Here is a 25,417-nt window from a genome sequence, read left to right on the forward strand (position 1 = left end):
GTTCGTTAGACCTCCACGGCTCATGTCTAAAGCCACACCAACCGCCCCCGTCGCCCCCCAGGCCCCCATGGAAGAATACTCCACCCCCATGGAGCAATTCCTGGAAGCCCACTTCAAAAAGCTCGTCCTCCTATGCGCCGTGATCGCTGTCGCTGCGGTGGCTTATGGGGTGATCAGCTACACCAACCATGCGAATGCTGTGGCGGCCGGTGAGGCCTTTGCTTCAGCCAAGACCGTAGAGGACTGTGATCTGGTCGTCAGCCAGTATTCGGGCACCATCTCTGCTGGCAATGCACTGCTGTTGAAGGCGGATCTGCTCTGGGAGCAGAACAAGAAGGATTCGTCGGTGGCGACGCTGCGTGAGTTCACAAGCCAATACAGCAGCCACCCGCTGATGGCTGAAACCTTGGTAGCGCTGGGCAGTAAGCTGGAGTCGATGAAGGAAGCCGAAGAGGCTCGCCCGGTTTTCGAGCGTGTGATTTCCGAGTTCCCGAATACTGACACTGCCGCTCTGGCCCAGCTCCGTCTCGGCGACTTGCTGTGGGCCACTGGAAAAGAAGAAGAGGCCAAGGCTGCGTATGAATCCCTGCCTGCGAAGTTCCCGAATGCCAATTCAGACTTCATCGAGCAGAGCGAAGGCCGCCTGAAGTGGATCGCCGCTAAGCTTCCTATCAAGGAAGTGGATGGCCCGCCCAAGCCGAAGGCCCCAAATCCGGCATCTCCTGCCCCTGGCGCTCCTCAGCTCAAGCTGAACACCCCGGGCATCACCCCCACCCTGATTCCAGGAGCTACTGGCGCAGCACCGACCATCCAGGTCACTCCCTCCACGCCTGAGCCAGCACCGCTGGCTCCGATTGAACTGAAGCCCGCTCCCGCAGAGGCCCCGATGGCCCCTCTCGAAGCTGTTCCAGTTCCGGTGCCTGCCACTTCAGCACCCGCTGACCCTCAGGTGGAGGTGAAACCTGTTCCTGCTCCGACACCAGCTGCTCCAGCGGCTCCCAAGGTGGAGGTCAAGCCAACCCCGGCTCCTGTCCCAGCCCCAGCCCCTGAAGCTCCCAAGGCTCCTTGATCTTGCGGGTTTAAAAGACTTGGCAATCATTCAAACGCTGATGGGATTCCCATCAGCGTTTTTTGTCAGCTGAAACTGAGAATCACGAGCTGCTTTGAGCTGCCTGTTGCTCCCACTGCTGACGGTAGTAGTCGAGGCGCTCCTTGATCCGCCCTTCCAGACCGTTGGTGGTCGGGTCATAGTATTGTTTACCGCCTTCGAGGCAGCGCTGAGGCACAAAGCCTCCCTCGAAGTCATGTGGGTAGAGGTAACCTTCTCCATGACCGAACTGCTTGGCCCCTTTGTAATGACTGTCGCGCAGGTGTTTAGGAACCGGCAGTGTGCGACCGTTTTTCACATCGTCCAAAGCGGCATTGATGGCCATGTAAGCGCGATTGCTCTTCGGTGCGGTGGCGATGTAAACGACGGCATGGGCGAGGATGATCCGCGCCTCGGGCATACCGATGACCTCCACGGCCTGCTGAGCCGCCACAGCCACGCGCAAGGCATTGCTATCGGCCATGCCCACATCTTCACTGGCCGCGATGACGATACGGCGAGCGACAAAGCGAATATCTTCCCCTGCATAGAGCATCTTCGCCAGCCAGTAGATCGCCGCGTCGGGATCTGAGGCACGCATGGATTTGATGAAGGCGCTGGCGGTGTCGTAATGCGCATCCCCATCGCCATCATAGACCACAGTTTTCTGCTGCACGGATTCCTCCGAAGTCGTGAGATCAATGGTGACCTTCCCCTCCGCATCTGGGGTGGAGGAGAGCACTGCCAGCTCCAGAGCATTGAGGCATTTGCGAGCATCGCCATCCGCCACAGTGGCTAGATGCAGACTGGCTTCTTCCGTGAGCGTCGCTTTCCAGGGGCCAAGGCCCCGCTCCTCGTCCTTTAAAGCACGCTCCATGAGCCCTTGCAGATCTTCGATGCTTAGAGGCTCCAAGGTGAAGACCTGGGACCGACTCACGAGTGGGCTATTGACGTAGAAGAACGGGTTGTGTGTCGTCGCCCCGATGAAGCGCAGCGTGCCCCTCTCCAGATGCGGCAGCAGCACATCCTGCTGAGCTTTGTTAAAGCGGTGAATCTCATCCACAAACAACACCGTCCCCTGACCAGTCAGTTTCTTCAGCCGTTGAGCTGCCTCGGCTTCTTTGCGGATATCCGCCACACTGCTCTCTACCCCGCTCAAGGTGACAAAGCGAGCCTTCGTCTCCTGACTGATGATGTGGGCCAGCGTCGTCTTACCCACCCCGGGAGGCCCATAAAGGATGATGGAGGAGAAACGATCCGCCAGGACCGCGCGGCGCAGCAGTTTACCCTCGCCTAGGATATGACGCTGACCTGTATACTCCGCCAGCGTTCGCGGACGCATGCGCGAGGCCAGCGGCGCATCCGGCTGGGCGTCCACGACTGTGGCGGGTGCCTCGCTGGATTGGAAAAGGTCATCGCTCATGAAGGTAAAGATTGCAGTGGTTGGCAGTTGTTTGCCGTCGTTGGCAATGGTTTCTTACGATTAGCCCCACTCTTTCCCGTTGCACGATTTTCTCTCCATCGAAAAGGTTTCTCGCCATTTCGGCGCTCTCAAGGCCGTGGATGACGTCTCTCTCTGCATTCGGCAGGGGGAGATCTTTTCCCTGCTGGGCCCCAGCGGCTGTGGCAAAACCACCTTGCTGAAGATGCTGGCCGGTTTCGAGCAACCCGACGCGGGTCGTATCGTCTTGAATGGGCAGGACATCACGGCTCTCCCCCCTGAGCGCCGGCCGGTGAATACCGTGTTTCAAAACTACGCGCTCTTTCCCCACCTGAGCGTCTGGGAAAACATTGCCTTCGGGCCTAAACTCGCCGGGAAATCTCGGGTGCAAATCCAGAATGCGGTGGAGAACATGCTCGCGCTCATCCAGATGGGCGACCACGCGCGCAAACGCCCTCAGCAACTCAGTGGCGGCCAACGGCAGCGGGTGGCCATCGCCCGTGCTCTGGTGAATGAACCCCAAGTCCTCCTGCTGGATGAACCTCTGGCGGCGCTCGATCTGAAATTGCGCCAGCACCTGCTTGCTGAGCTACAAACCATTCATCGTGAAGTCGGCACCACCTTCATCTATGTTACCCACGATCAGGGAGAAGCGCTGAGCCTGAGTCATCGCATCGCGGTCCTGGAGAAAGGTCAAATTGCTCAGGTGGATACCCCTCAGGCTCTGTATGAGGCTCCTGCCAACGGCTTTGTCGCCTCCTTCATTGGCGATGCCAATTTCCTCACCGGCACGGTGGAGGAGCCTCAGTCGGGGGGATTCGTTCGTGTCAAGGTCACCGGTCTGGATAGTCCGCTCGTCACTGGTCGTCCAGGCTTGCATTCAGGTCAATGTGTGAAACTCATGGTTAGGCCCGAGAAGCTGCATCTCAGTCTTCAGCGCCCTGCTAGCCACGAACGCGTGAACGTGGGCCGCTGCCAGATCGAAGCCGCCACTTACTACGGTGCTCATCATCGTCTGCGGGTGCGCTGTGGAGATCGCAGCCTGCACGTACAGCACTCCAGCCGCGATGCGGAGCTTTCCCCGGGGCAAGAAGTGTGGATCAGCTTCCAACCCGAGGCAGCACGGGTGGTGGATTGAGTTTGGCCGTTGCGAAACCCTTATCGGAACGTATCATCCCCTTATGGTAACGTTTTCAGAGATCCAAACAATGGCCTTTGATTTGCCCAAAGCCGACCAATTGAGGCTTGCTGATAATCTTCTCAGTCATGCGGCAGATGATCATGCCCTGGAGCCTGAGGAGATTCTCGCTGAAACGATCCGCCGTGATGAGGAGATGGAAAACGGATTGGACCCATCGCTTTCGGTGGAAGAATTCTGGGCAGGCGTGCGACGCCCCGGCCAAGCCAAATGAAAATCTCCGTTCATTCGCTCGCTCAAAGGGATTACTCCAGGGCGCTTGATTATTATGAGCAAGAGAGCGTTGCTTTAGCAGAGCGATTTGAAGCAGCTATCCAACAGGGTTTTGCCAAGATCATCGCTTCGCCTAAAGCCTTCCCTTACCATCTAAAATCGCAGATTTATCGTCGTTACAAAACGGCCCCTTTTCTTTATCCGATTGTTTATCGCCTCAAAGAAGATGAGATCAGAATCATTGCGATCAAGCATGAGAAGCAGCGTCCTTCTTTTGGAATGAACCGAAGCTGAACCTTCTAGATGAAATCGCGCCGTGAAGTCCTTCTCACACTTCCCTCGCTAGGGTGGTTGGGGATCTTCTTTGCCCTGCCTTGTCTGCTCATCCTCGGGCTGGCTTTTCGCAGCAGTGATCTGCGCGGAGGCGTGGGAGATACCTGGACCTGGTACACGGTCAAACTGCTATTGGATTCCCAGTATCTCTCCATCGCCTGGCGCACGGTGTGGATCAGTGCAGCGACGACGGTGCTGAGCCTCGCCTTGGCTTTGCCCATGTGTTGGGCGCTCGCACGGATGAAACCCTTTTGGCGGCAAGTCGTGTTGCTTCTGGTGGTGGTGCCATTCCTCACCAACTTTATCATCCGAATCTTTGCCTGGCGCTCTCTGCTGCATCCCGAAGGCCTCGTCAAACAAGCGCTGGTCTGGCTACATCTCGCCTCCGAGGATACCTTTCTGCTGAACAATGCCGGGGCGGTGCTGCTGGTGATGGTGTATACTCAGCTCCCCTTTGCCATCATGCCGCTGTATGCCGCCGCAGAGAAGTTTGACCTCAGCCTAGTGGATGCCGCTCGAGATCTGGGTGCCTCGAAATGGCAGGCCTTTACCCGCGTCTTTCTCCCCGGCATTCGCCAGGGGTTGCTGTCCGCTTTAGTGATCGTGTTCGTTTGTTCGTTAGGCCAATACGTGATCCCTCAATTCGTCGGCGGCACCGGCGATGAATTGATCGGCAACAAGATCGCTCAACGCGCTTTCACAGATCGCAACCTCCCCCTCGCCAGTGCGTTATCGGGAGCACTTCTGCTCGCCGTGCTCGTGCCAGTTGTGTGGCTAGGAAGAAAGCGCGAGGAGTGATGCGGCCACTCTTGGCCGCAGTCGAAGATCAAATGAGGTGTTTTGATGTCCTCACATGAAAAGTTGGGAAGCCGAGGGGTAAAGAGGAGCGCCAGAGCACCCTTGCGACCAAGAGTGACCGCATCACTTTACTTGAGCGAACACGAACCTCCTCACCCTCGTGCCCGAATCGCCACCGATTCACCGTGGGCATCCAGACCTTCGACCTTGGCAAATGCACGGACGATTGGCTCGGACTTGGTGACGCTTTCCTTGTTCAGGCGAATCATGCTGGTGCGGCGCTGGAACATGTCCACGGTCAAACCGGGGAAGGATTTCCCAGCTCCACCGGTAGGCAGGGTATGACTCGGACCCGCAAGGAAATCGCCCACCGCCACGGGGGAGTCATTGCCCAGGAAGATGGCACCTGCGGTGCGGATCATCGGCAGGATATCGCTTTCACGTTCGGTGATCAGCGTCAGGTGCTCGGGCGCGTAGACATTCACCAGACGGGCACCTTCCTCCAGACTTGGAGCGAGCAGCAGGAACACGCCTTTTTCCAGCACGGGGCCGAGCTGGGCCTGACGGCTGAGGGTTGCGCACTGGCGGTTCACTTCAGCCACCACAGCATTCAGCAGATCCGCATCATCGGTGATGAACCCGGCTTGGCTGTCCTTGCCGTGTTCGGCCTGAGCTAAGATATCCGCAGCGATGTAAGCCGGATTGCCACTCTTATCAGCCAGGATCAGCACCTCGCTGGGGCCAGGCAGGAGATCGATGGAAACCACGCCAAAGGCTTGTCTCTTGGCCTCCACCACGAAGCTATTGCCGGGGCCAAAGATCTTCGCCACGGGGCGGATGGTCTCCGTGCCATAAGCCATGGCAGCGATGGCTTGTGCACCCCCGACTTTATAAACCTCCGTGGCACCCGCCAACTTCAGCGCTGCCAGCAAACCGGGATTCACACTGCCATCGGGACCGCATGGCGTGCAGACGACGATCTCCGGCACCCCTGCCGCAGCAGCGAGAGTCACTGTCATGATGGAGGTGGACACCAGCGGGGCCGAGCCGCCAGGGACGTAACAGCCCACCCGCTCAAAGGGGTGATACACCTCGCCGACTTCGGCTCCCTGCTCATTGGTGCTGGACCAATTTTGGCGCAGGCTCTTCTGGGCAAAGGTAAAGACGTTTCGATGCGAGGCAATCAGGGCCTCTTGGAGTTCGGCATCTGCCGTATTCCAGGCAGCCGCCAGTTCATCCTGGGAGACAGCCAGTGTCTCAGGCGTCAGCTTGGCGCGATCAAATTTCTCCGTCAGCTCGATCAGGGCGGCATCGCCTCTAGCGCGCACCTGCTTAATCACCCCTGACACGACCTCCTGCACGGCGTCGCTGGCCTCAGCACGGCGGTTCAAAGCGGCAGCCGTTTGCTGCCAAGTTGGGTCGGTATGGCGGATGATCTTCATGGAACAGGGGGTTTACGTGCCACGGCCTCCCGTAGCACGCAAGATCAAGTAAAAACCCCTTCGCCCCCTGTCGCTCACTCAAAGCGGATACCGATGCCCTTGAACTTCTCCTTCATATCGGCAGCCAGGGTGGCGTCATCCCGATCCTTGAGCAAGCGGGTCAGCAACTGCTCTGGGCTGGCGCTTTCCAGTCCAGCCGCCTGGAGTCGAGCCGCTGCGGCATCTGGAGAACGGCTGCGTTTGGAGCGGTCAAAGATATTCCGGTAATACTCATGCAACCCTGAGCCTGTGCCATCGCCATCCAGGTAGCCAAAGTAATAGATGAGCAGGTAACTATCCATCTGCTGTTCCAGGCGGGATTTGACATCCGAACCGCGCGGTCCCGGGCGCATGTATTTGAGCATGCGGGGGAGATCGAGAGAGACTTGGCTCTGATCCGCCGCATCCTTCACAGCCTTACGCAGGGAAGAGACTAACTCCGTGGAGCGCACGGTGCCGTTGTTCTGATAGGCCACAAAACGCAGGAAGTTGGTAAACCCCCAGCCCGTCCAGGGTTGGGTCCAGCCATTCACATCATAGAGCATGCCATAGGCCACGATCCCCGTGATGCGCCCCGGCTCTTTTTCCCGAGAGTCGTATTGATACCGCGCTCCCACTTTCTTCAGCCCGAGCGAGCGGAAACGGATGAGGCAGGCATCGTTCACCATTTCGGAGGCATTGCTGTCACTACCGCCCAATTCCCGGTAATCCGAATCTGTCTCGGCCATGTAAATGATGAAACGATCTCCACTCTTGGGCTTGGGCGACCAGTCCCAGGGCTGGGCTTTCAGATACTTCTCCGTCAGGATGAAATCTCCGGCCACCTCGGCCATCACCGACTTGGCCAAAGGGGCCGTGGAGATGAACTCGAAGTTCTCCACCTGATAATGGTAACGCCGCGTGGTGGCCCGTTGGTCCCCCTCCTTCACCTCCAGTGTTTTGGGATCAATCGAGAGCACCTCTGGATTCCAGGTCAGCTTATCTCGTGCCGATGAGGTGGTTGCAGATGAAGGCTGAGCCGCATTTTCCAAAAAGGCCTGATCCACCTGGGAAAGCGCACCCACGGCCACCGTGCTGCGATTCCCATTGGCGAGTTGCAGAGTCACCTGACCTCCCTGCACGGCCACCAGCGAAGCCGTCACGGTCCGACCATCCTGGCTGGTCCAAACCCGAGGCGAGTGGAGTTGCTGAGCCTGGATCAATCCATTGCTCATTATCCAGAGGCCGAAGAGACGAGCCATGGGTCTAAGGTTCAAACACAGGCACCTAGCGCCTACCGGAGAAGTGAAAGTCATGTTTCATGTTCTAGACAAAGCAGGGAAGCGTGAGAAGTAAAATGTCTAACTTCTCAATGAAGTTTTTTTGATTCACTTAGGTTCATGGCTGCATCGCCAAATCACCTCATGAGGTGGTTTGCGCAATCTCCTTCACAGGGTCCAGCGGCTTAGCTAAATCGAAATTACCCTAGGAGTGGGGAGCTGTCCCTGACGGAGGGCATGCAAAGGTGGAGATTTGCAGCATGTCCCTTAGAAACTCACTTTCTCAGGGCTGAGGAGGCTCAATTCTTAGACACCATGCGAGGGGGGGCTTGGCGCCAAAGATGGCGGTATTGAGATTGATGCCACTAGAGGGCTAACCTGATGGCTGCCGCACGGCAGCTCAGTCGAAACTGGTGCCCTCAATTCAATAACTTGCCCAGCGGGCCGGTATAAAGGTGAAACCCCGCACTTGCATCTCTGCCCTGGCGAGGCACTCTCCCAGCTTTCCGGCGGCGGAAGCGCGCCGGGGTTTTCAACCATGTCCAAGCACACTTACAAACAAGCCGGCGTCGATATCCATGAAGCAGCATCCTTTGTGGATGATATCGGAGCGCTGGTGAAGGCCACGCAAAAGAAGCGTAAGCTGGCCAATGCCTTCGGTCTTTTTGCCGCCGGTTATGATCTGAGCAAATACAAGGAGCCTATGATCTTCACTGGTTGTGATGGCGTGGGCACCAAACTGGAACTGCTGCTGAAATACGATCTCCTGGAAAATGCGGGTAAAGATCTGGTGGCCATGAACGTGAACGACGTGCTCACATGCGGGGCAGATCCCATCATGTTCCTCGATTATGTGGGCGTGAATCAGATCAAGAAGAAGCAACTCGCCCGAATCATCGCTGGTATGTCGGAGTATCTCCAGGCCTGCAACTGTATCCTGGCCGGCGGTGAAACCGCTGAAATGCCCGGCGCTGTGCTCGAGGGCATGGTGGAGCTGTCCGGTTTCGCCATCGGGGCTGCTGAGAAGAAGGACGTGCTGAACCCTGCTGAGATCAAGGAAGGCGATGTACTCATTGGCTGGCCGAGCGCCGGATTCCACGCTAACGGCTTCAGCCTCGTGCGCCGCATTCTGGAAAAGGAAAGGATCAAGCTTAGCAAGAAGGAAGCCGCCCAACTCCTCACCCCGACCCTGCTGTATCATGAGCAGTGCTGGGGCCTGAAGAAGGCGAAGATCAAGCCTGCGGCCATGGCCCACATCACGGGCGGTGGTTTGGTGGAAAACCTGGGCCGCATCTTCACCAAGCGCGGCTTCGGTTGCCATCTGAAGGTGCCTTATTGGAAGAACGACGTGGTGCAGAAAGTGCTGCGCCACGCGGACCCTGCGGATTGCTGGGATACCTTTAACATGGGCATCGGCTGGGTGGCTATCGTGGACGCCAAGCACGTAAAGAAAGCGCTGAAAGTCGGCACCGGGGGAGTGGTCCTAGGTGAGATGGATAGGAGCGGTGCAGTCACCTGCGAACTGGTGAAGTAAGGTTCTATCTCGTCATTTTCCTTTTCAACGAAAGCCGTTCCCCTGCGCTTTGGGAACGGCTTTTTAGTTCATTGATCTGTGGAGAGGGCAACCTCAAAAAGATGCGCTTCGCTTTGAACTAATGAAAGGGTGAGGAAGGCTTTTGCAAATCGCAGGGTAGAAGATTGCACATCGCAGCCTAACTGGAAGCGAGATCAAGATCTTGATCATGCAGACTTCACGATCCGGGCTTTTGGTAAAAAATAGGGGTCCGATCAAATAAAGCGAGTCGAAGCCTCTATGAACCTGGGGCGGGCCACAGGCCTTTGATTTCAAGTCCGCAGGTTTGACCTAACCAACACACAAACCATTCCATCTATATGAAAACATCCATCTTTTCAGCGCTCGTCGCTGCAGGTCTCATTCTGACTCCTGCTGTGATGTGGGCGCAAAGTTCCACAGCCAACCCGTCTGGTAGCCCACAAGGAGGCCGGGGTGAAACGGCCGGACAGCCCCAGGCTGGTTCTCAAACCAATGCCGGACAGACGACCCCTGCCGTGCCTAACACCGATGCAAGTGCGAACCGTGATGCAACCGCTGCTGGCGATAACCGCACGGAAGCCCAGAAGAGTAATGCCAATGCAAATGAAAAGGACGCGAACAATCGTGCAGCTGCGGCTCGAGGGGAGACTCCTGCTCTCACCGCCGAAGAGCGTCGTCAGGCCCGGGAGGCCCGTCGCGAAGCTCGTGAAGAACGTCAGGACAACGCACAGGAGCGCGCTGATCGCCGACGCAGCATGACCTCAGATCAGAATGAGAACACCACCATGAGTTCTCGTGAACAATTCGGCAAATTGGATGCCGACAGCAGCGGTGGTCTTTCTCAGGCCGAGTTTGCCAACTTTTCGCCCGTCATCCCCAATCCTACCCGTGATGCTAGCAGTTCTACTGGCGTCGGCCGCAATGGTACAGGTCCAGGCACCCCTGGCAGTACGACCGGTAGCACGGGTGGCATCGTCGGAAAGGACAATGATGCCGACCGCAGCCGCACCGAGCAGACGATGACACCTCAGCAACGTTTTCAAGCTCTGGACATCGATAACAACGGTATCCTCAGCCCCGACGAATTTGCCCGCATTTCCCCAGTGAACCCCGATGAAGGTCGTGATGCCAGCAGTTCGACCAGCGCAGGCCGTAACGGCACAGGCCCAGGTACCCCAGGCAGCACAACTGGGAGCACGGAAGCCAGTACTGAAAATCTGAATGGCAAGAAAGACTGATTAACTTTTTGTTAGGTTTTCGGTGCCCGGTCTAGAACTCATTTGGGTTCGACATTTGCAGGCGGAGCCCACAGGCTCCGCCTGTTTTATTGAGCGGCTCGTTATGGGGTCAAAGTGCGAACATTGAGGCGTGCGAATCTTCGAATTTGGCCTTCCAAGGAAGGGTTGATACGCACCGTCACTAACTCCGTAAAACCATCGCCCGTGGGCGTGGTGGAGAGCACTTCCGCTGTGGTAGAGTCCGCCAGAACCCAATCCTCCAGTCCTGAGCTCGTCTCAATGTCATAGACTAGATTCGAGGGTGGGGTAATGAGGCGGCGGTAGCGAAGAATGAGGTGCGCCCTATGAGTCTCGGGATGCAAAGCCGTGCTGAGCGTCGGTAACGCGGAGGCCGAAGAGGAATTTGCATGGAAGGCATATTCCAGCAGACCAGAGAGGCCATTGGCATCGGCATCGAGATCCAGATCTGGAATGCGGGTGACGGTCCAGGTGATGCTGCGGGTGTTCGGTGGGGTGGCGTTATCCGTAGCGGTGAGGGTGACGTTATTGAGCCCATCCGTCAGAGTCAGCGGAGTGGTAAAGGCACCTGGTGTGAAGGGGGTGCCATTGATCTCTAGACTGGCAACGCCACTGGTGGCATCGGTGGTGCTGCCGATGAGGTCGAGGCTGCTGAGCAGGGTGATGCCGTCGCTCGCACGCTCAAAGTTAAACAAGGGCGCAGTGGCATCCTGAGTGGAACGCTCGACCACTGACCATTGGCCTGAGGCACCCTCTTTCACGCCCCGACCTCGGTAGTAGTAGAGCTTACCGTCACTGAGCCCTGTGAAGAGATGCTCCGGCGTGTTGAGGGGGCCGCTAGAGACGGCATCGTTAAAGTTAGGCTGGGTGGCGCGCTGAATCTCATACAGGTGGCCTGCGCTGAGCGCCGCCCCACTGATCTGATTGCTCGTGCCCCCGGTAAAGGTGGGCTCAGTGGCCAGGGTGAAGGCCTCCACCGCGATGGCATCTATGGCGGAAGAGCTGGAGGTGACGGCGCTATCGACGGTGTCCGTCACCACAAGTTGCGCATCCACACCTGCCGCCTGGAGCGTGACTTGGCCGCTCCAGCTTCCTTGGTTAAAGGGGGTGGTCGTGGTGGGGGTCAGGGCCAGAGGCTGACTGGCGCGTTGAAGACGCAGATTGGGCAGACCGTTGTAGGCCTCGGCCGTTGGCGAACTCCCAGACCATGACAAAGGATCTCCATAGTTGCTGTCGGTGCGGTAAGCCAGGGTGCGGTAGTCACTGATGATGGTGGTGCGGGTGGTGCCGTCCGTGCTGTAGCTGGTGTTGTTAAAGCTGAAGTCCACCATCAGGTTCTGCGTGCCATCGTAATCGAACGGCGTGGTGAAGGTGAACCACACCCAGCCGGTGGCGGAGAGCGTTTGATCCGCACTGTAAACCGTGGTCCAATCCGACTCCCAGGTGAACCCTCCGCTGAGGTAATCCGTCTTCGTGGTATGACGCATGCGGATGGTGAAGTTGGTGAGGGTTTGTCCCGGCACGGTGCCGAGGTTTAGGGCCAAGGCGGTGAGCTGGCCTGCAGGACCGGCTTCCTCTGGGCGGTAGATGCTCTGAATGCGCACATCGTGATAGCTGGTGGAGAGGGGGTAAATCCATGGATAGCTGCCGGTGCCGGTGGTGGATTCAGGTTGCTGGATTTGCGCGGTCAATTGCGCCTGTCGTCGATAGCCTGTCACAGGGATCTCATAGGCATCCACGGCGGTCACCCGCACTGGAAAAGGCACCCCTACCGCCACTACTTCAGGCAGTGGATCCCAGGCATAGTGATGCAGCGGACCTGGAGTCACGGTCGTGAAGGTCCAGGAAGGGCCATTGCGGCTGCCCGCACCTGCCAGGGCCACGACCCGCCAGTGATAAGTGGTGCTGGGCTGGAGCTTGGGCAGGGTCAGCGCCCAATACGGCTCCACGGTGGTGCCGAGCAAATCTTCCGGGCCATCTCCGGTCCGGAAATAGACTCGGTAGCTGGTGGGCGCAGCGCCGCTGTGGTGATCATAGCTCCAAACCAGCGGGCTGGAGGGGGAGACACTGATTTGGCCTGCCGAGGGGAAGGGATCGCTCGGCAGGGCCGGCACTTCATCATCGGCAATGATTATCGTTGCCCTGGCAGATGTGAAGTTGGGACTGCTGGCTGTGATTTCCACCGTTGGATCTCCATCGACCACCGCATCGTCCTGAGGATGCAGGGCAAAGGTAGCGTCGGAGCTGCCCGCAGGAATGGTCACACTGGCAGGCACGATGAGGTCTTGGGGCCGATTGCTTGTCAGACTGATCGTTAGGGGGGCGGGAACGAGACCGGGGACGCTGACTTGACCTTGGTTAGGCAGTAATCCGGCACTCTCCAGGCGCTTGGCGGGAAGGGTGAGGGTGATGACGGAGGCTTCATTATCTGTCACGATCATCGTACTCTGCCTGCTCGGCCAATTGACGACGGACGCTGTGACGGTCACGGTTTGCGGCCCATCAATGCTGGGATCATCCTGAATGCTGAGAGGGAAAAATACCCCAACTTCGCCTTGAGGAATCGTGACGCTGGCGGGCACTTGCACTTCCGTCAGGTCATTGGAGCTCAGGTAAACGGTTAGGTCTGTTGGAGCGGGATCATTGATGCTGATCGTCGCCTGATTGGTGACTGTCCCACTGCCCTCCGGCAGGCTGGCAGGCAGCAGGAGGAAAAGCTGATCCTGCTCGTCATCATGCACCAGGAGGCTCGCGCTACCTGTGGGGTAATCGACTGCTGTGGCGGTGAGAGTGACCTTCTGACTTCCATCCTTGAAGTTATCCTGGAGAGGCGTGACAGCAAAGATGGCTTGGGTCTGACCAGAGAGGACGGAGACAGTCGCTGGCACGCTGACTTCTTCACCGGGGCGACTGGAGGTGAGGGTGACCGACAGATTGGTGGAGGGGGCGGGTGTGACGGTGATGGTGCCCTGGCCTGCGGCACCACCTTCCGTCACGGACTCAGGCAGAGTGAGCGCCAGCTTCACATTCGGCACACCCTGAATCTGCACATCATCAATGTTCCACCCGGAGTAAGGATACGCCCCGAAGCTGGCCACCTGATGCCCCCAGCGCAGATACACTTGAGCTTGGCCATCGGCATAGGCGGAGAGATCGTATTCGACCGGCGTCCAGGCCCCATCGTTGTAGGCATCCGTGCCGTTGTTCCATAGAGGTGTCCAGGTGCTGCCGTTGGTGGAGACTTCCAGCGTAGCATACACCCAGGTCTGGTAGTCAGAGTTTAACCAACGTTGAAACTTGAGCCGCGTATTTTGATAACGGGAAAGATTGATCGGCCCCGTCGTCAGATACTGAGCGGCACCGGTGCTGGTGGAGTAATCCCCAGCCAAATTGATGCCAAAGACGTGGCTGCCCGTGGCGCCACGTTTCGGGTCAGGATAACCAAAGCTGGTGCCCCCCAATCCCTGTGGCACGCCGAACTGCCATTGCCCCGTGCGCGTCCAGCCTGGATCGGCATCCAGAGGCTCCGTGTAGATGGTGTCAGGATTCACCACCACCGTCACGGGGCGGGTTTGGCTGCGGCCTGTGCCGGTATGGGTAAAGGTGAGTGTCGCCGTTTGATTGCCTGCGGTGAGTTGCTCCGTCTGCTCATTCAGGCTCACAGTGACCTTGATGCTTTCTCCCGCCGAGAGGGTCCCACTGGTCGCTGAAAGCGTGGCCCAGGGCTGATCCAGACTGGCGGTCCACACGGCGTTCTGCTGGGTGTAATTGGTGATCGTGTAGGTTTGACTCGTTGGAGTGAATGGTCCGCCGAGCGGGCCTGTGGCCACCAATGCACTGCCAGGCGTCACCAGCATGTCATCGCTGGCCAGGAGCGCATTGAACACATTCAGCCGCCCCCCCGTGACGTTCTTGCCAGCCAGAACCGGGATACTGTCCACGGATTTCAAGATGATGTCTTTGACCTGAAGATGCGTGAGACTTGGTTTGAAAGACTTCACCAAGGCACAAGCTCCCGCGACATGCGGGCAGGCCATGGAGGTGCCGCTGTTGTAGCCATAACCTCCGCCCGGCACGGTGCTGTAGATGTCCTGTCCGGGAGCCGCCAGATCCGTCGAAACCGCGCCATAGTTGGAAAAATCCGCCAGCGTCTCCTGATAAGTCGTGGCAGCGACGGCGATTAAGTTTCCGCTCGTGTAGCTGCCTGGATATTCAGGGAAGGACTCCACATTGTTGCTGCTATTCCCCGCCACGGTCACAAACAGCACACCCGCTTCACCGGCCTCATCAATGACGTCCTTCATGGCCTGAGCATAATCTCCGCCGCTCCAGGAGTTGGAGGTCAGGGTCACCCCGAGTTGGGTGGCATAAGCAATGGCCTCCACAGCATCAGTGAGTGAGCCACTGCCAGAAGCATCCAGGAACTTCAAACCGATGAGTGAGACATTCCAGCATACGCCCGCCACGCCGCTGCCATTGTTTCCCACTGCGCCGATGGTGCCTGCACAGTGGGTGCCATGTCCATTGTCATCGGTGGGATTGGCATCGCTATTGACGAAATCCCAGCCGTGCACGTCATCCACGTAGCCGTTGCCATCATCGTCCACGCCGTTACCGGCGATTTCATCCGGATTGGTCCAGAGATTTGGCACCAGATCAGGGTGAGTTTGATCAATGCCGGAATCGATCACCGCCACTTTCACCGAGGCACTGCCCGTGGCCAGATTCCAGGCTTCAGGAGCATCGATATCCGCATCCACCACGCCGCCTGACTCGCCTGTGTTGTTCATGCCCCAGAGCAGATTGAAAGAGCTGTCGTTAGGCACCGCATTGGCGCTCATGATGTAGTCCGGCTCGGCATAGCGAACGAAAGACTTCATGGCGCTGATGCGTGCCACCATGTCAGGCACCGTATCCAGCGTCGCAGGGGAAAAAGCCACGAGCCAGTTACCCGAGGCAGGCATTTTTTTCCGCAGGGTTGCGCCCTGTGCCTGGAGTTGCTCCAGTAAGGCCGCCTCACTCATGTCAGCTTGCTGCGGTTTCACCAGCACATGATCCCCCACCATGGCCACCTGACGCACGAGGCGATCTCCCTGTGGGCTCCGCACCAGCTCATCCACCACCCGGACAAGGGGGTATTTGAAGGATGGATCACGCACCAGCCGCACCCGCTCCACCTGGGTCAGGCCCTGCACCTGCTGGACGGTTTCTTTCTCCTCCAGCACTTCCTTGCCCGCATAGCGATCTTTTCTCCCGAGATTTGGCTGCTCGGGGTCAGAGCCCGAGATCTTGATCTCCCGGCCACTCACCTGAGCTTGGGCTAAACCCGCCGCTGAGAGACGACTCGGGGCCCGCCCTGGACGAGAAAACAGCGAGTCCTCCATCCGTTGTTCTTTACCTTGGACCGTCGCGACGGTGGCAACTGCGGCTTTCTCTCTCAGGGGATCAATAGGAGGGCTAACTGTTCTCTCACCGTTCAGCCACAACCAAGTCGCGATGCCAAAAGCCGATAGAGCAGCCACCACCAAAAGACGTTGGAGGATCGTTTTCATGTAGGGGGGTCAGAAATGCACTCGGAAGAAACTGAAATCAGCGAGGGATAGCCCTGCGAGAGCATGAACGGAGGCTAGCGATTTTTAATCTCAGTGTAAAGCCTAGAAACTGTCGAGGGGGATAGGGAGAAGAGGCCGGAGAAAAATGGCAATAGCCTTGGGCATGGGCACCGATCATAGAAAGTCGGATCAAATCCTCTTAAACCTTGGGTGAGGTTGGCCGTTGCGCCTGATTTCTCTCATGAGCTTTAGCCACAGTCGTTCGGTAGAGAACGCATCCCCGTGAAAGTCTCTTCCTGATATTCAAGATGAACTGATCAAACCCCCATTGCCCAATTTGAGCGCAGCCATGTGTAGTTCTTCTCGGAGCGGTGTGGCCTTGGCTGCCAACGCACGTTGTTCCTGTTCATAACGTTGGCGGCCTTCTTCAGTTTCGATGCATAGGGCTTCGTAGCCCAGATGGCGTAAGTCATAGGGGCTGGCGCGCATGTCCAAATCACGACCCTGACTGGCTAGCTCGAAGGCGCGGCCGACGAGATCACTGCCGATCCATGGCCAGAGCTTGGCAGACCATTTGTAAAGATCCATATTTGCATGCAGACAAGCGCCTTGCTCCATCTCCTGCCGGGTGTCTAGCGTCGGATTCAGCAGATTCAAAGGGCGTGCTTCAGGTGTGAAGAAACGGTAGGCGTCGTAATGTGAGCAGCCAATGCTCTGAGACTCAACGAATTTAGCAAGTTCTGTGGGGGCTAAACGTAGTTCATAGCCGCTGTGGCGGATCTCTTCTCGAGATTGCTGATAGACCATGGCCCATTCGTGGAGCCCATAGCAGCGGAAGTGTTGAGAACGCTTCAAGACATTCGCACAAAGCACAGCCACCCATCGTGCTAGGTCTCGTAGGTGCGGCGAAACCTGGGTGCCATCCAAGGTGACTGAATTGCCATTTCGGAGAAACCGCTCTCCGGTGAGCCAAGGCATCTGCAACAGATCAGGCTCCTCGATCTCGATGGCAACACCGAGTGGCGGGAGCCACTGTTTTAGCTTAGCGGGAGAGAAGCTGTAATAGGTAAAAAGAAAGTCGTGAACAGGATGCTTCTGCTGCCGACTGCGGCGTTGGACGAAGGCGTCCGCTTGCTCCGCAACTCGGGCCGCATGGGCTTCATGCAGCGGTTTCCACCAATGTTGCGGCCAGATCTGACAGGTAGAGAAAACGGTCGATGAAGTGACCATGCTGACGCTGCGCATTAAGCCTCCATTTCGATGTGATAGCGAGGCAGGCTGGGATCAATCTCTCGGCTGTAGGCGTCGATGCCACCAGTTAGGCATTTCGCTTGGGTGAAGCCATGCCCGATAAAATAAGCGACGGCATCTAGAGAACGAGAGCCTGTGTGATCATAGAGCACAAGGGGAGCGTTTTTATCCCAATTGGAAAAGGCATCCTGAACCACTTCCTGGGTCATCAAGAGGGAACCCGAGATGTGCACCGCTTCGTGTTCCTCCCGTGTACGGGCATCTAGGACCTTGAGGTCAGGGGTCTCCTTGCGCAAGGAAGCAAAGTCAGCCGGGGAGATCTGCAGGCTCACATCGCCTTCATGGCTGTCTTGGATGTGCTGAATGACTTCTGATACCGGAAGATTATCATTACGGGCACAGAGTTGGGCTAATGTTTCCGTCGGGCTAAAAGCACAGCTCTGGCAGCCACCGATGTGATAACGTCCAAAAAGCGCTCTTTGAGCCCCCGGGTAGCCTTTCAACACCTGGGCCAAGGTGGTGTCTGGAGTAAGTTGTAGAAGATCCTGCGGAGTGGTCATACGAGTCATAATACGGATTTTTTTAAAGGGAGACGTGATTTTGTTCAAAAGGAAGGGGGACGAGCAAAGAGAGTGGATACGCTTGCCGACCTCTGGTCATCCTGCTTGCTTGAGCTTGCCAGGACTCGTTAGCCGCCCTTTCATGGGCGTAGCCCTCCACCATGCGCGCGCTTTTTTCTAAACCCTGGGTTCTAGCTCTCTTTCTCCTGCTGCTCGTCGTCGCAGGTTTCATGCGTCTGCGTCTGGAGACGGATATTCTGGGCACGCTGCCAGAGGATCTGCCCGAGGTGAAGGCCCTGCGGCTGCTGCGGGATGGTTTCTCGGGCGGGAGCGATCTGCTCATCGCTATGCAGGCGGAGGATGATGCCCTGGCGGAAGACGCCATGACCACCTTGGCGGAGCGGCTGGAGAAACGCACCGATCTGGTGAAGGAAGTGCGCTGGGCGCAGCCCATGGAGCAGCAGGCGCAATCCGGGGCGGCGCTCATGGCCTGGGCCCTGCAAAACACCGACCCGGCGCAGCTCAAAGCCGTGCGCGAGCGACTGACGGGCGATGGGGCGAAGGCCAAGCTGCAACAGTCTCTACAAACCGTGGCAGGCTCGCTGGATGCCGAGAAGGTGCAGCGTGCGTCCTACGATCCCCTGGGCCTGCTGGACAGTCTGGATGCCTCCGCCATGAGTGCCCTGGAGGGGTCCATGTTTGGCTTGGTCTCCGAGGATGGTCTCTTCCGCCTGCTGCTGGTGACGCCCGCTCAGAGTGTGAGCAATTACAAGTCTGCCGCGGCTTGGCTGGATCAAATGAAAGCCGAGATCGCTCAATGGCGTCAGGATCAAGACCCGGAGAATAAACTCATCCTTCGTTATACCGGCGAGCCTGCGTTTCAATCGGAGATCGGCGCAGGCATTGAGAAAGACATGTCGAATACGGTGGGTCTGACGGAGGTGCTCATTGCCGTCTTGTTCTGGGTCATGTTCCGCCGCCTGAAACCACTGCTGTGGATTCAGGGACTGCTGATGCTCAGCATGATCTTGACGCTCGGCGCGGGCGGCTTGCTGGTGGGTAAACTCTCCATCATGAGCCTGGGTTTCGCAGCCATCGTGCTCGGCATCATTGTGGACTACGCCGTGCTCATCATTCAGGAGTCGCGGCAGCATCCGCATCTGGATTCCAAGGGGCTTAGAAAACTGGCGGCACCTGGCATTGTCGCAGGTGCCTGCACCACCTCCACGGTGTTCCTCTCGCTCCTTTTCAGCGGGCTGCCGGGCCTGTCCGAACTGGGCTTGCTCGTGGCCGTTGGTGTGCTGGTGGGATTGGGCGTGATGCTTACTTTTGCGCCCAAGTTTGCCGCCGGTAAACAGCCGCCCAACACGGTGGTGGAGCCCTCCGGTCAGCCTGCCAAGCATGGGCTGGCCATCGTGGCCACCTTGCTTCTCTTCGGGGGTATGGCAGGCATCTTTGCGGTGAAGGGGTTGCCCAAATTTCAAACCAGTGCTGAGACTCTGAGACCCTCCAACAGCGAAGCCATGGATACCCTGCAATGGGTGCAGGATCGCTTGGGACAACTCAATGAAGCCAGCCTGCCGGTGCTGATCACCGGGCCGACCGAAGAACTGCGTGCTCGCACGCAGAAGCTGGCGGACAAGTTGGCCGCTGCGGTGAAGGATGGCACGCTGGTGCGTCAGGCCATGCCCACGCTGCTCATCGGAGATCCAGCCGCCCAGCAGGACAATCGTGAGTTCATCCAGTGGTTGCTGGCGGAGCGTCCGCGTCTGGAGAAAGAGATCGATGCTGCAGGCTTTGCCGATGCCGCTGCCGCCCTGTTGCGCAGTGTCTGCAGTGTCTGGGAGCCTGCTTTGAAAGGCCCCTGGCCACAGGATGAAACCACCGCCGCTGCAGGCTCTGTGTTGAGCCGACTGCTGGCCACGGGTGAACGTGCGGTCAAAGGTGGTATGCAGCCCGGGCAAGCCGTAGCGCTGGCTTCGGTGAGTGTCACGGGTAAGCCCGGTCTGCCGGATCGCGATAAATTGGCGGCTGTGCAGGCCCTGCTGACCCCGGATACTGGAGCCTGGGTGGCTGGCTGGGAGACATTGGGTCGTGCGCTCTCCACACTGGTGCAGCATGATTTGAATCAGCAACTGCTACCCATCATGGGCATCATCGCCTTCACTCTTTTGGTGACCTTCCGCAGTGTGAAGGATCTCTTGTTATCCATTTTGTTGTTAGGTGGAGGCCTCGGTGCTCTGGCCGCGACGATGAGCTTGCTGGAGCAGGGATGGAACCTCGCCAGCCTTGCGGCGATCCCTCTCCTGCTAGGCACTGGCATTGACTATGGCATTCACCTGCTGCTGGCCTTGAAACGATCTGGCAATGACATCCGTCATGTGCAGGCTACCACTGGGAAGGCCGTTTTCTTCTCTGGCATGACCACCGTCATCGGCTTCGCCAGCCTGTTCTTTGCAGGGAATCGGGGCATCTCCAGCCTGGGCCTCGCTTGCTGCGTGGGCACATTGTGGATCCTGCTCATTGTGCTCTGGCTGGTGCCGCACTGGCGCGCCTGGCTGCGGGCAAAATAGGTCCCAGGGCAATTACAACCTCCGCCCACTCGGCTTTTCCACCCAACCTGCGGTGCGGTGCCCTGTGCCGGGTTGGCCTGCATCGCCGATGGTTTCCCGCGCGCCGTCTGCCAGTTTCTTGAGGCGGGCGACGATGTGAGGATGCGCTGTGGCGACTTCGTTCTGCTCGGTGACATCATCGCGCACGTTGAAGAGCTTGAGCGGGGACGAGGCCTGCTTTTTGGCATTCACGCGTTTGGACTCCAGAGGCAGGTAGAGCTTCCATGGACCACTGCGCACGGCCTGGAGCTGATCACCATGGTAAAAGAAGAAGCCGGTATTATCGGTGGGTGAGTGGGCGTCCTTTTGACCTAACAATAGAGGTGAAATATCGTGACCATCAATCGGTACGGTGGGCGGTGCGGCACCGATGAGGGAGGTCAGGGTGGGCAGAATGTCCAGCATGGAGGCGAGTTCTCTGCACTCCTTGCCAGCAGGCACATGGCCGGGCCAGCGGGCGATGCAGGGCACGCGCATGGCCCCTTCGCTGGTGTCGTAACCCCAGCCTTGATAGGGGGCGTTGCTGCCTTGCGGCGGCTGGCGGCGTGGAGCGCCATTGTCGGAGGTCCAGATGACCAAGGTTTCCTCGTCGAGCTTCAGTCGCTTCAGGGCCGCGAGGATCTCGCCCATGGACCAATCCAATTCCTCCACACTGTCACCCCAGTGACCATTGGCGGATTTGCCTTTAAAGGCCGGGCTGGCGTAGGGATCAGCGGTGCTGCCCGGCATGGCATGGGGCAGGTAAAGGAAGAAAGGAGCGTCTTTTTGAGCTTCGATAAAGCGGATGGCCTCCTCAGTATAACGTTGAGTGAGATAGTCGCGATCCACTGGTGCCTCGATTACCTTTTCATCACGCATGAGCGGAAGCTCGGGCCATTCTTCAGGTCGCTTATCCCGCGTCATGTCATCGCTGTAAGGGATGCCGAAGAAGTGATCGAAGCCTTGGCGGGTGGGGAAAAACTCGGGCTGATCTCCCAGGTGCCATTTGCCAATGATCATGGTGGCATAACCAGCACTCTTCATCACCTCCGCTAGGGTCGTTTCCGTGGGGTTGAGGCCCTTGGCGGCGACGGGTTGCAGCACGAGTCCGCCCTTGTCACTGACATGCATGTCCAAGCGATAAGGATAACACCCGGTCATCAAGGCCGCGCGGCTGGGTGTGCAAACACCACTGGCGGAGTATAAGCTGGTGAAGCGCATGCCCTCGCTGGCCATTCGGTCCAGGTGCGGAGTGCGATGCACCGTTTCGGGATTGAAGCAGCGCACATCGCCATTGCCCAGGTTGTCGCAAAAAACAAAGATGACGTTAGGCCGCTCGGCTGCGTGTGTGAAAAGGGGGAGGCAGAGCGCTGCGGCGAGGAGTAATCTGAGCATGGCGGGTTGGGATTCGAATCTCAGGCGACCGAGCGTGCGGCATCGAGTCCCAGGCAATGGAGTCCAGAGATAACGAAGGCTGCTGCGCAAAAATACAGGGCTTCATGCCAATCGGCATTGGCATCAAGGTGTTTGTTGATGAGCGCGATGAAGACAGGGGAGAGTGCTAGGCCAAAAAGAACGTGACCGAGAATCATTTTTTCGGGGCCGTTAAAGCTGACATTACATCGTGTCTTCTTTGATCACGGGTTGCTGCGAATTAATACCGAGAGCCAAGAATCCAGCCAAAGCAAAAGCAATGGCACAAAGGTAAATGCCCTCCTGGTAATCGTGATTGTGATCAAAACTCAGGAGGATAAAGGCGAAGAGCTTCGGCTGGATCGCTGCTCCAAAATTGCCCCACATATTGGACCACCCGAAGAGCTGTGCCTGATGGCGTCCACTGATATCTTGCATGGTAGCCCAGGTAGCGGGCAGGGCTAGGTCAGCAAAGAAGGCGACGGCTCCAAAAGCGATCGCCAGTGCAAGAGGTGTATCCAGACTCAACGCCCATAGATAGCTCCCAGCAGCGAGAAATCGTGTCATGGAAAGTGGCAGGAGGCGCCCCCAACGATGTCCCATTTTGCGAGTGCAGTAGTCCGTCAAAATCCCCCCCAAGGGTAAGGAAGCGATGCCGATTGTCAGAGCCAGAGTTGAGATGGTTCCCGTTTCTTTTTCGCTCAAACCCACTGCCTTTGTCAGATAGTCCGGCAGCGAAAGAATCAAAAAGGCCCACCCAATATTTGTGAGGCACTGATAGGCATTCATTAACCATAGGTTCCCGCTGCGCAGTACCGGTGCCCAGGGGAAGCGTCGCGGGGGGGGCTTTGCACAGGAAAATTCACCCCGCCCTTTCGCCAGTAGAGCCACCTCTTTATCATTGCAACCTGGGTGCATCTTGGGGTGCTCCCGATAGACCGCCCAGAAAAGGACTGCCACACCGATGCCGGCAACACCGTAGATCCAGCCAGCCCAGCGCCAATCGCCCAGACTCAGAATAACGGTGGCTGTTAGCCAGGGGGCCAGGGCACCACCGATACGCCCTCCCATGGAAATGATGCTGCTCGCCAATCCACGTGATTCCACATGCGCCCATTTGGTCATGAAACTGCTACTCGTCGGATAAGCTCCGGCTTCAGCTAGCCCGCAGCCGAGCCGGGCCAAAAATAGTGTGGTAAAACCCAATGAGAAACTCGTAGCCAGGGTGAATAGCGACCATGTGGCGATGTAAATCGTCATCAAGATGCGTCCACCGAAACGGTCGCTGAGCCATCCTGCAGGAACCTGAGCTAGAGCATAGGCCCAAAAGAAGGCACCTTTGACCCATTCCATCTCTGTTTCGGTGACATGCAGATTCTCCTTGAATGAGGTTGAGCCAACGATCCATGCTAGACAAACGCGGTCCAGATACATCAGGAACGCCGCCAGGGTGGTGACAGTGAGGATGGAGTGGCGGACCTTCGTGGGAGCAGCAGCAACGGCCATCCCTAAATTACGGCAGGTGTCGTGCCGCTTTGCAGGGGAGTATGCAGCCGTCTGTGCTGCGTTTCGGTATCCCTGCGTTGTTTGAACTTCGGTGGATCAGTAAAACAAGAGATTGATCTCCGAATCCGTCAGCAGGGAGGTGTCATGCACCGCCAGGAGATCGCCCATCTGTTCCAGATTCTGCCATTCGGTTTCAAAGCCGGGCATAAGCGGGAAGTCTACCTCGGCAGTGGCCACCGTCGAAGCGGGCTCGGCTTTTTCAACCGAGGCAATCTCAGCTCTGGAGATAGGGACAGGGGCAGGGTTCGTGACTGCCGCGAGGTTCGCCGAGGACTCCTCGGAAGCCGCAGGCGTGAACAACACGGCGCTAGCTGTTAGGGCGATCGCCGCTGCGGCGGCTGCCCAGGTCCAGGTGGCGGCCGTGCCGACTTCCTGTTTCTCCTGCCACCAGCTCTTCAGCCGGGCCAGCCAGCCACGATCTTGCGGGGTCTGGCGGGCCATACGCACGACGTTCTGCGTGAAGTTGGGGCGCACCTCCACCCGCTTGGTTTGGCCAAGCACTTTCCAGAGCGGATCGTTGGGGCTGAGGGGTTCCATGGCAGGTTCCAGTGTGTTGTCTCAGGGAGTCAAACAGAGTCCAGCAGCGAAAGTTGCGCCAGAGACGAGATTTTTTCAGCGGTCTTCAGCCTGGAGGCCAGGCGAGGTCGCGACCTGCCAGCAGATGCATGTGCAGGTGCGGCACGGTTTCCCCCGCATCATGACCGTGATTGACGACGAGGCGGAAGCCCCTGGAGCGATCTTTGACGCCGAGCTTGTCCGCGATCTTCCCTGCGGCCAGGAACAGAGCTCCCAGGGTTGCCTGATCCTCCGCCACGGCCTCTCCCACGCGTGGGATCAGCTTCTTCGGCACGATCAGCACGTGGATAGGGGCCTGGGGATTGATGTCGTTGAAAGCGGCGACGAGATCATCTTCATACACCAGCGGTGCAGGGATCTCGCGATCGATGATCTTCTGGAAAATGGTTTTTTCAGACATGGCGGGACTGCAAGGTGATGCACGCCGCGTCGGCTGCAAGAGCTTAGGCGGGGTTGTTTTGGAATTGCTTCACCACCATCCAATTCGCCACGGCATAGAGGAGGATGAAAAGAGCGATCAGGGCTTCCTTCAGCTCGCCAGATTGCAGGCCGTAGTAGCCCGGGATGGCCATCTCGAAGTGGTTGGCGATTTTAGCCGGAACCCCGATGGTATTGACCAAGATGCCGACCAAGGCCGAGCGGATGGAGGGCCACAGCCAGAACTGGATCTTGTGGGAGCGCATGTCCTTTGTGGCAAAGGTGAGACCGAGCCGGGTGTAGAGCCATGGAATGAGCAAACCACCGACGATACAACCCGTGGAAAGGGCATTGCGCAGCACCTTCGTGAAAAAGAACTCCACGCCACCGGTGAGGTTATGTAGATTGGTTTCGCGTTGGCGGTTGACCTCTTGCCAACCTTCGGAAGTGGACCAGCCAAAGTAGTGCTGCCCCCAACTGATTTCTTCCCCCAAGAACACGAAGGCTCCCAGAGCTAGGATGATGAGCCAGACCTTGTGTAGAGGCCCCAGACCACGCGGAATGGCACGCAGAAACAGGATGAAGGCGGAGAGCAGAAACAGCACCGTGAGGTTTTCCATCAACCCGTATTCACGATTCAATTCCTTTTCCCAGTTCAATGCGGGTATCAAAAGGAGAAAGGGATACACCATCATGAAAACGGGCACGCCATAAGAGAGCCATTTAGGGAGAGGCTGACAATAAGAGGGGCGAGGAGCGTTCGAGAGCATCTCACTACTGTGTCCATTTCGTCACCTGAGACCAGTTATCATTTCGGGAAAATTGCCTGAATTTGATATTTATTTACCCGTCTTCTGGAGATGATGGAGT

General features: G+C 57.7%; 20 protein-coding genes. 8 read left to right on the forward strand and 12 right to left on the reverse strand.

The features are described from left to right. The first annotated feature begins 22 nt into the window (after nucleotides 1–22). Complete coding sequence (locus tag B5D61_RS14245; protein ID WP_078814054.1) at nucleotides 23–1,069, forward strand: tetratricopeptide repeat protein; 1,047 nt, start codon at nucleotides 23–25, stop codon at nucleotides 1,067–1,069. 82 nt (nucleotides 1,070–1,151) lie between these two features. Here the strand turns inward: B5D61_RS14245 and B5D61_RS14250 are convergent, their stop codons facing one another. Beyond that, nucleotides 1,152–2,510 (reverse strand): replication-associated recombination protein A, encoded by a 1,359-nt coding sequence (locus B5D61_RS14250; RefSeq protein ID WP_078814055.1) that lies wholly within the window; start codon nucleotides 2,508–2,510, stop codon nucleotides 1,152–1,154. Nucleotides 2,511–2,589: 79 nt separating this feature from the next. Between B5D61_RS14250 and B5D61_RS14255 the strand changes: the two genes are divergently transcribed. From B5D61_RS14255 to B5D61_RS14270, 4 genes are read left to right on the forward strand one after another with little or no spacing between them, the layout of a single operon-like run. Beyond that, the gene (locus B5D61_RS14255; protein WP_078814056.1) at nucleotides 2,590–3,666 is read left to right on the forward strand and encodes an ABC transporter ATP-binding protein; all 1,077 of its coding nucleotides are present in this window, start codon (nucleotides 2,590–2,592) and stop codon (nucleotides 3,664–3,666) included. 43 nt (nucleotides 3,667–3,709) lie between these two features. Continuing rightward, on the forward strand, nucleotides 3,710–3,940 hold the full coding sequence (locus B5D61_RS14260) for a hypothetical protein (protein ID WP_139373265.1): 231 nt from the start codon (nucleotides 3,710–3,712) through the stop codon (nucleotides 3,938–3,940). Then, entirely contained in the window at nucleotides 3,937–4,233 is a 297-nt protein-coding gene (locus B5D61_RS14265) for a type II toxin-antitoxin system RelE/ParE family toxin (RefSeq protein WP_078814058.1), read from the forward strand. Before B5D61_RS14260 ends, B5D61_RS14265 begins: the two co-directional genes overlap by 4 nt. Before the next feature lie 9 nt (nucleotides 4,234–4,242). Beyond that, nucleotides 4,243–5,070, forward strand: a complete 828-nt coding sequence (locus B5D61_RS14270) for an ABC transporter permease (protein WP_078814059.1) — start codon at nucleotides 4,243–4,245, stop codon at nucleotides 5,068–5,070. A gap of 152 nt (nucleotides 5,071–5,222) precedes the next feature. Here B5D61_RS14270 and hisD read toward each other — a convergent pair whose 3' ends face one another. Beyond that, a complete protein-coding gene (hisD, locus tag B5D61_RS14275) occupies nucleotides 5,223–6,512 on the reverse strand; it encodes a histidinol dehydrogenase (RefSeq protein ID WP_078814060.1) in 1,290 nt (429 codons plus the stop codon). Nucleotides 6,513–6,586: 74 nt separating this feature from the next. Continuing rightward, complete coding sequence (locus B5D61_RS14280; RefSeq protein ID WP_078814061.1) at nucleotides 6,587–7,792, reverse strand: hypothetical protein; 1,206 nt, start codon at nucleotides 7,790–7,792, stop codon at nucleotides 6,587–6,589. A 556-nt stretch (nucleotides 7,793–8,348) separates the two neighbouring features. Between B5D61_RS14280 and purM the strand changes: the two genes are divergently transcribed. Continuing rightward, complete coding sequence (purM, locus tag B5D61_RS14285; protein ID WP_078814062.1) at nucleotides 8,349–9,344, forward strand: phosphoribosylformylglycinamidine cyclo-ligase; 996 nt, start codon at nucleotides 8,349–8,351, stop codon at nucleotides 9,342–9,344. 359 nt (nucleotides 9,345–9,703) lie between these two features. Then, nucleotides 9,704–10,603 carry a hypothetical protein gene (locus tag B5D61_RS14290; RefSeq protein ID WP_078814063.1) on the forward strand — a complete coding sequence of 300 codons (900 nt, stop codon included), beginning with the start codon at nucleotides 9,704–9,706 and terminating at the stop codon, nucleotides 10,601–10,603. Between the two features lie 101 nt (nucleotides 10,604–10,704). Here the strand turns inward: B5D61_RS14290 and B5D61_RS14295 are convergent, their stop codons facing one another. The 3 genes from B5D61_RS14295 to B5D61_RS14305 form a co-directional block, all read right to left on the reverse strand. Then, nucleotides 10,705–16,173, reverse strand: a complete 5,469-nt coding sequence (locus B5D61_RS14295) for a S8 family serine peptidase (protein WP_078814064.1) — start codon at nucleotides 16,171–16,173, stop codon at nucleotides 10,705–10,707. 303 nt (nucleotides 16,174–16,476) lie between these two features. Further along, nucleotides 16,477–17,403 (reverse strand): hypothetical protein, encoded by a 927-nt coding sequence (locus tag B5D61_RS14300; RefSeq protein WP_139373267.1) that lies wholly within the window; start codon nucleotides 17,401–17,403, stop codon nucleotides 16,477–16,479. 14 nt (nucleotides 17,404–17,417) lie between these two features. Next, on the reverse strand, nucleotides 17,418–17,984 hold the full coding sequence (locus tag B5D61_RS14305) for a rhodanese-like domain-containing protein (protein ID WP_139373278.1): 567 nt from the start codon (nucleotides 17,982–17,984) through the stop codon (nucleotides 17,418–17,420). A gap of 161 nt (nucleotides 17,985–18,145) precedes the next feature. On the opposite strand from B5D61_RS14305, the gene B5D61_RS14310 reads away from it, so the two are divergent. Continuing rightward, nucleotides 18,146–20,557: an MMPL family transporter gene (locus tag B5D61_RS14310; protein ID WP_078814067.1), complete on the forward strand. Its 2,412-nt coding sequence runs from the start codon at nucleotides 18,146–18,148 to the stop codon at nucleotides 20,555–20,557. A 12-nt stretch (nucleotides 20,558–20,569) separates the two neighbouring features. Here B5D61_RS14310 and B5D61_RS14315 read toward each other — a convergent pair whose 3' ends face one another. The 6 genes from B5D61_RS14315 to B5D61_RS14335 all read right to left on the reverse strand — a co-directional run bounded on the left by B5D61_RS14315 (nucleotide 20,570) and on the right by B5D61_RS14335 (nucleotide 25,218). Continuing rightward, on the reverse strand, nucleotides 20,570–21,970 hold the full coding sequence (locus B5D61_RS14315; protein ID WP_078814068.1) for a sulfatase family protein: 1,401 nt from the start codon (nucleotides 21,968–21,970) through the stop codon (nucleotides 20,570–20,572). Between the two features lie 20 nt (nucleotides 21,971–21,990). After that, entirely contained in the window at nucleotides 21,991–22,167 is a 177-nt protein-coding gene (locus B5D61_RS26355) for a hypothetical protein (RefSeq protein WP_176159441.1), read from the reverse strand. A gap of 25 nt (nucleotides 22,168–22,192) precedes the next feature. Continuing rightward, entirely contained in the window at nucleotides 22,193–23,494 is a 1,302-nt protein-coding gene (locus B5D61_RS14320) for an MFS transporter (RefSeq protein WP_078814069.1), read from the reverse strand. A gap of 96 nt (nucleotides 23,495–23,590) precedes the next feature. After that, nucleotides 23,591–24,091 (reverse strand): hypothetical protein, encoded by a 501-nt coding sequence (locus tag B5D61_RS14325; protein ID WP_078814070.1) that lies wholly within the window; start codon nucleotides 24,089–24,091, stop codon nucleotides 23,591–23,593. An 85-nt stretch (nucleotides 24,092–24,176) separates the two neighbouring features. Further along, a complete protein-coding gene (locus tag B5D61_RS14330; protein WP_078814071.1) occupies nucleotides 24,177–24,530 on the reverse strand; it encodes a histidine triad nucleotide-binding protein in 354 nt (117 codons plus the stop codon). Nucleotides 24,531–24,573: 43 nt separating this feature from the next. Next, nucleotides 24,574–25,218: a hypothetical protein gene (locus B5D61_RS14335; protein WP_176159442.1), complete on the reverse strand. Its 645-nt coding sequence runs from the start codon at nucleotides 25,216–25,218 to the stop codon at nucleotides 24,574–24,576. Nucleotides 25,219–25,417 lie beyond the last annotated feature (199 nt).

Source organism: Prosthecobacter debontii, assembly GCF_900167535.1.
Taxonomy (GTDB): domain Bacteria; phylum Verrucomicrobiota; class Verrucomicrobiia; order Verrucomicrobiales; family Verrucomicrobiaceae; genus Prosthecobacter; species Prosthecobacter debontii.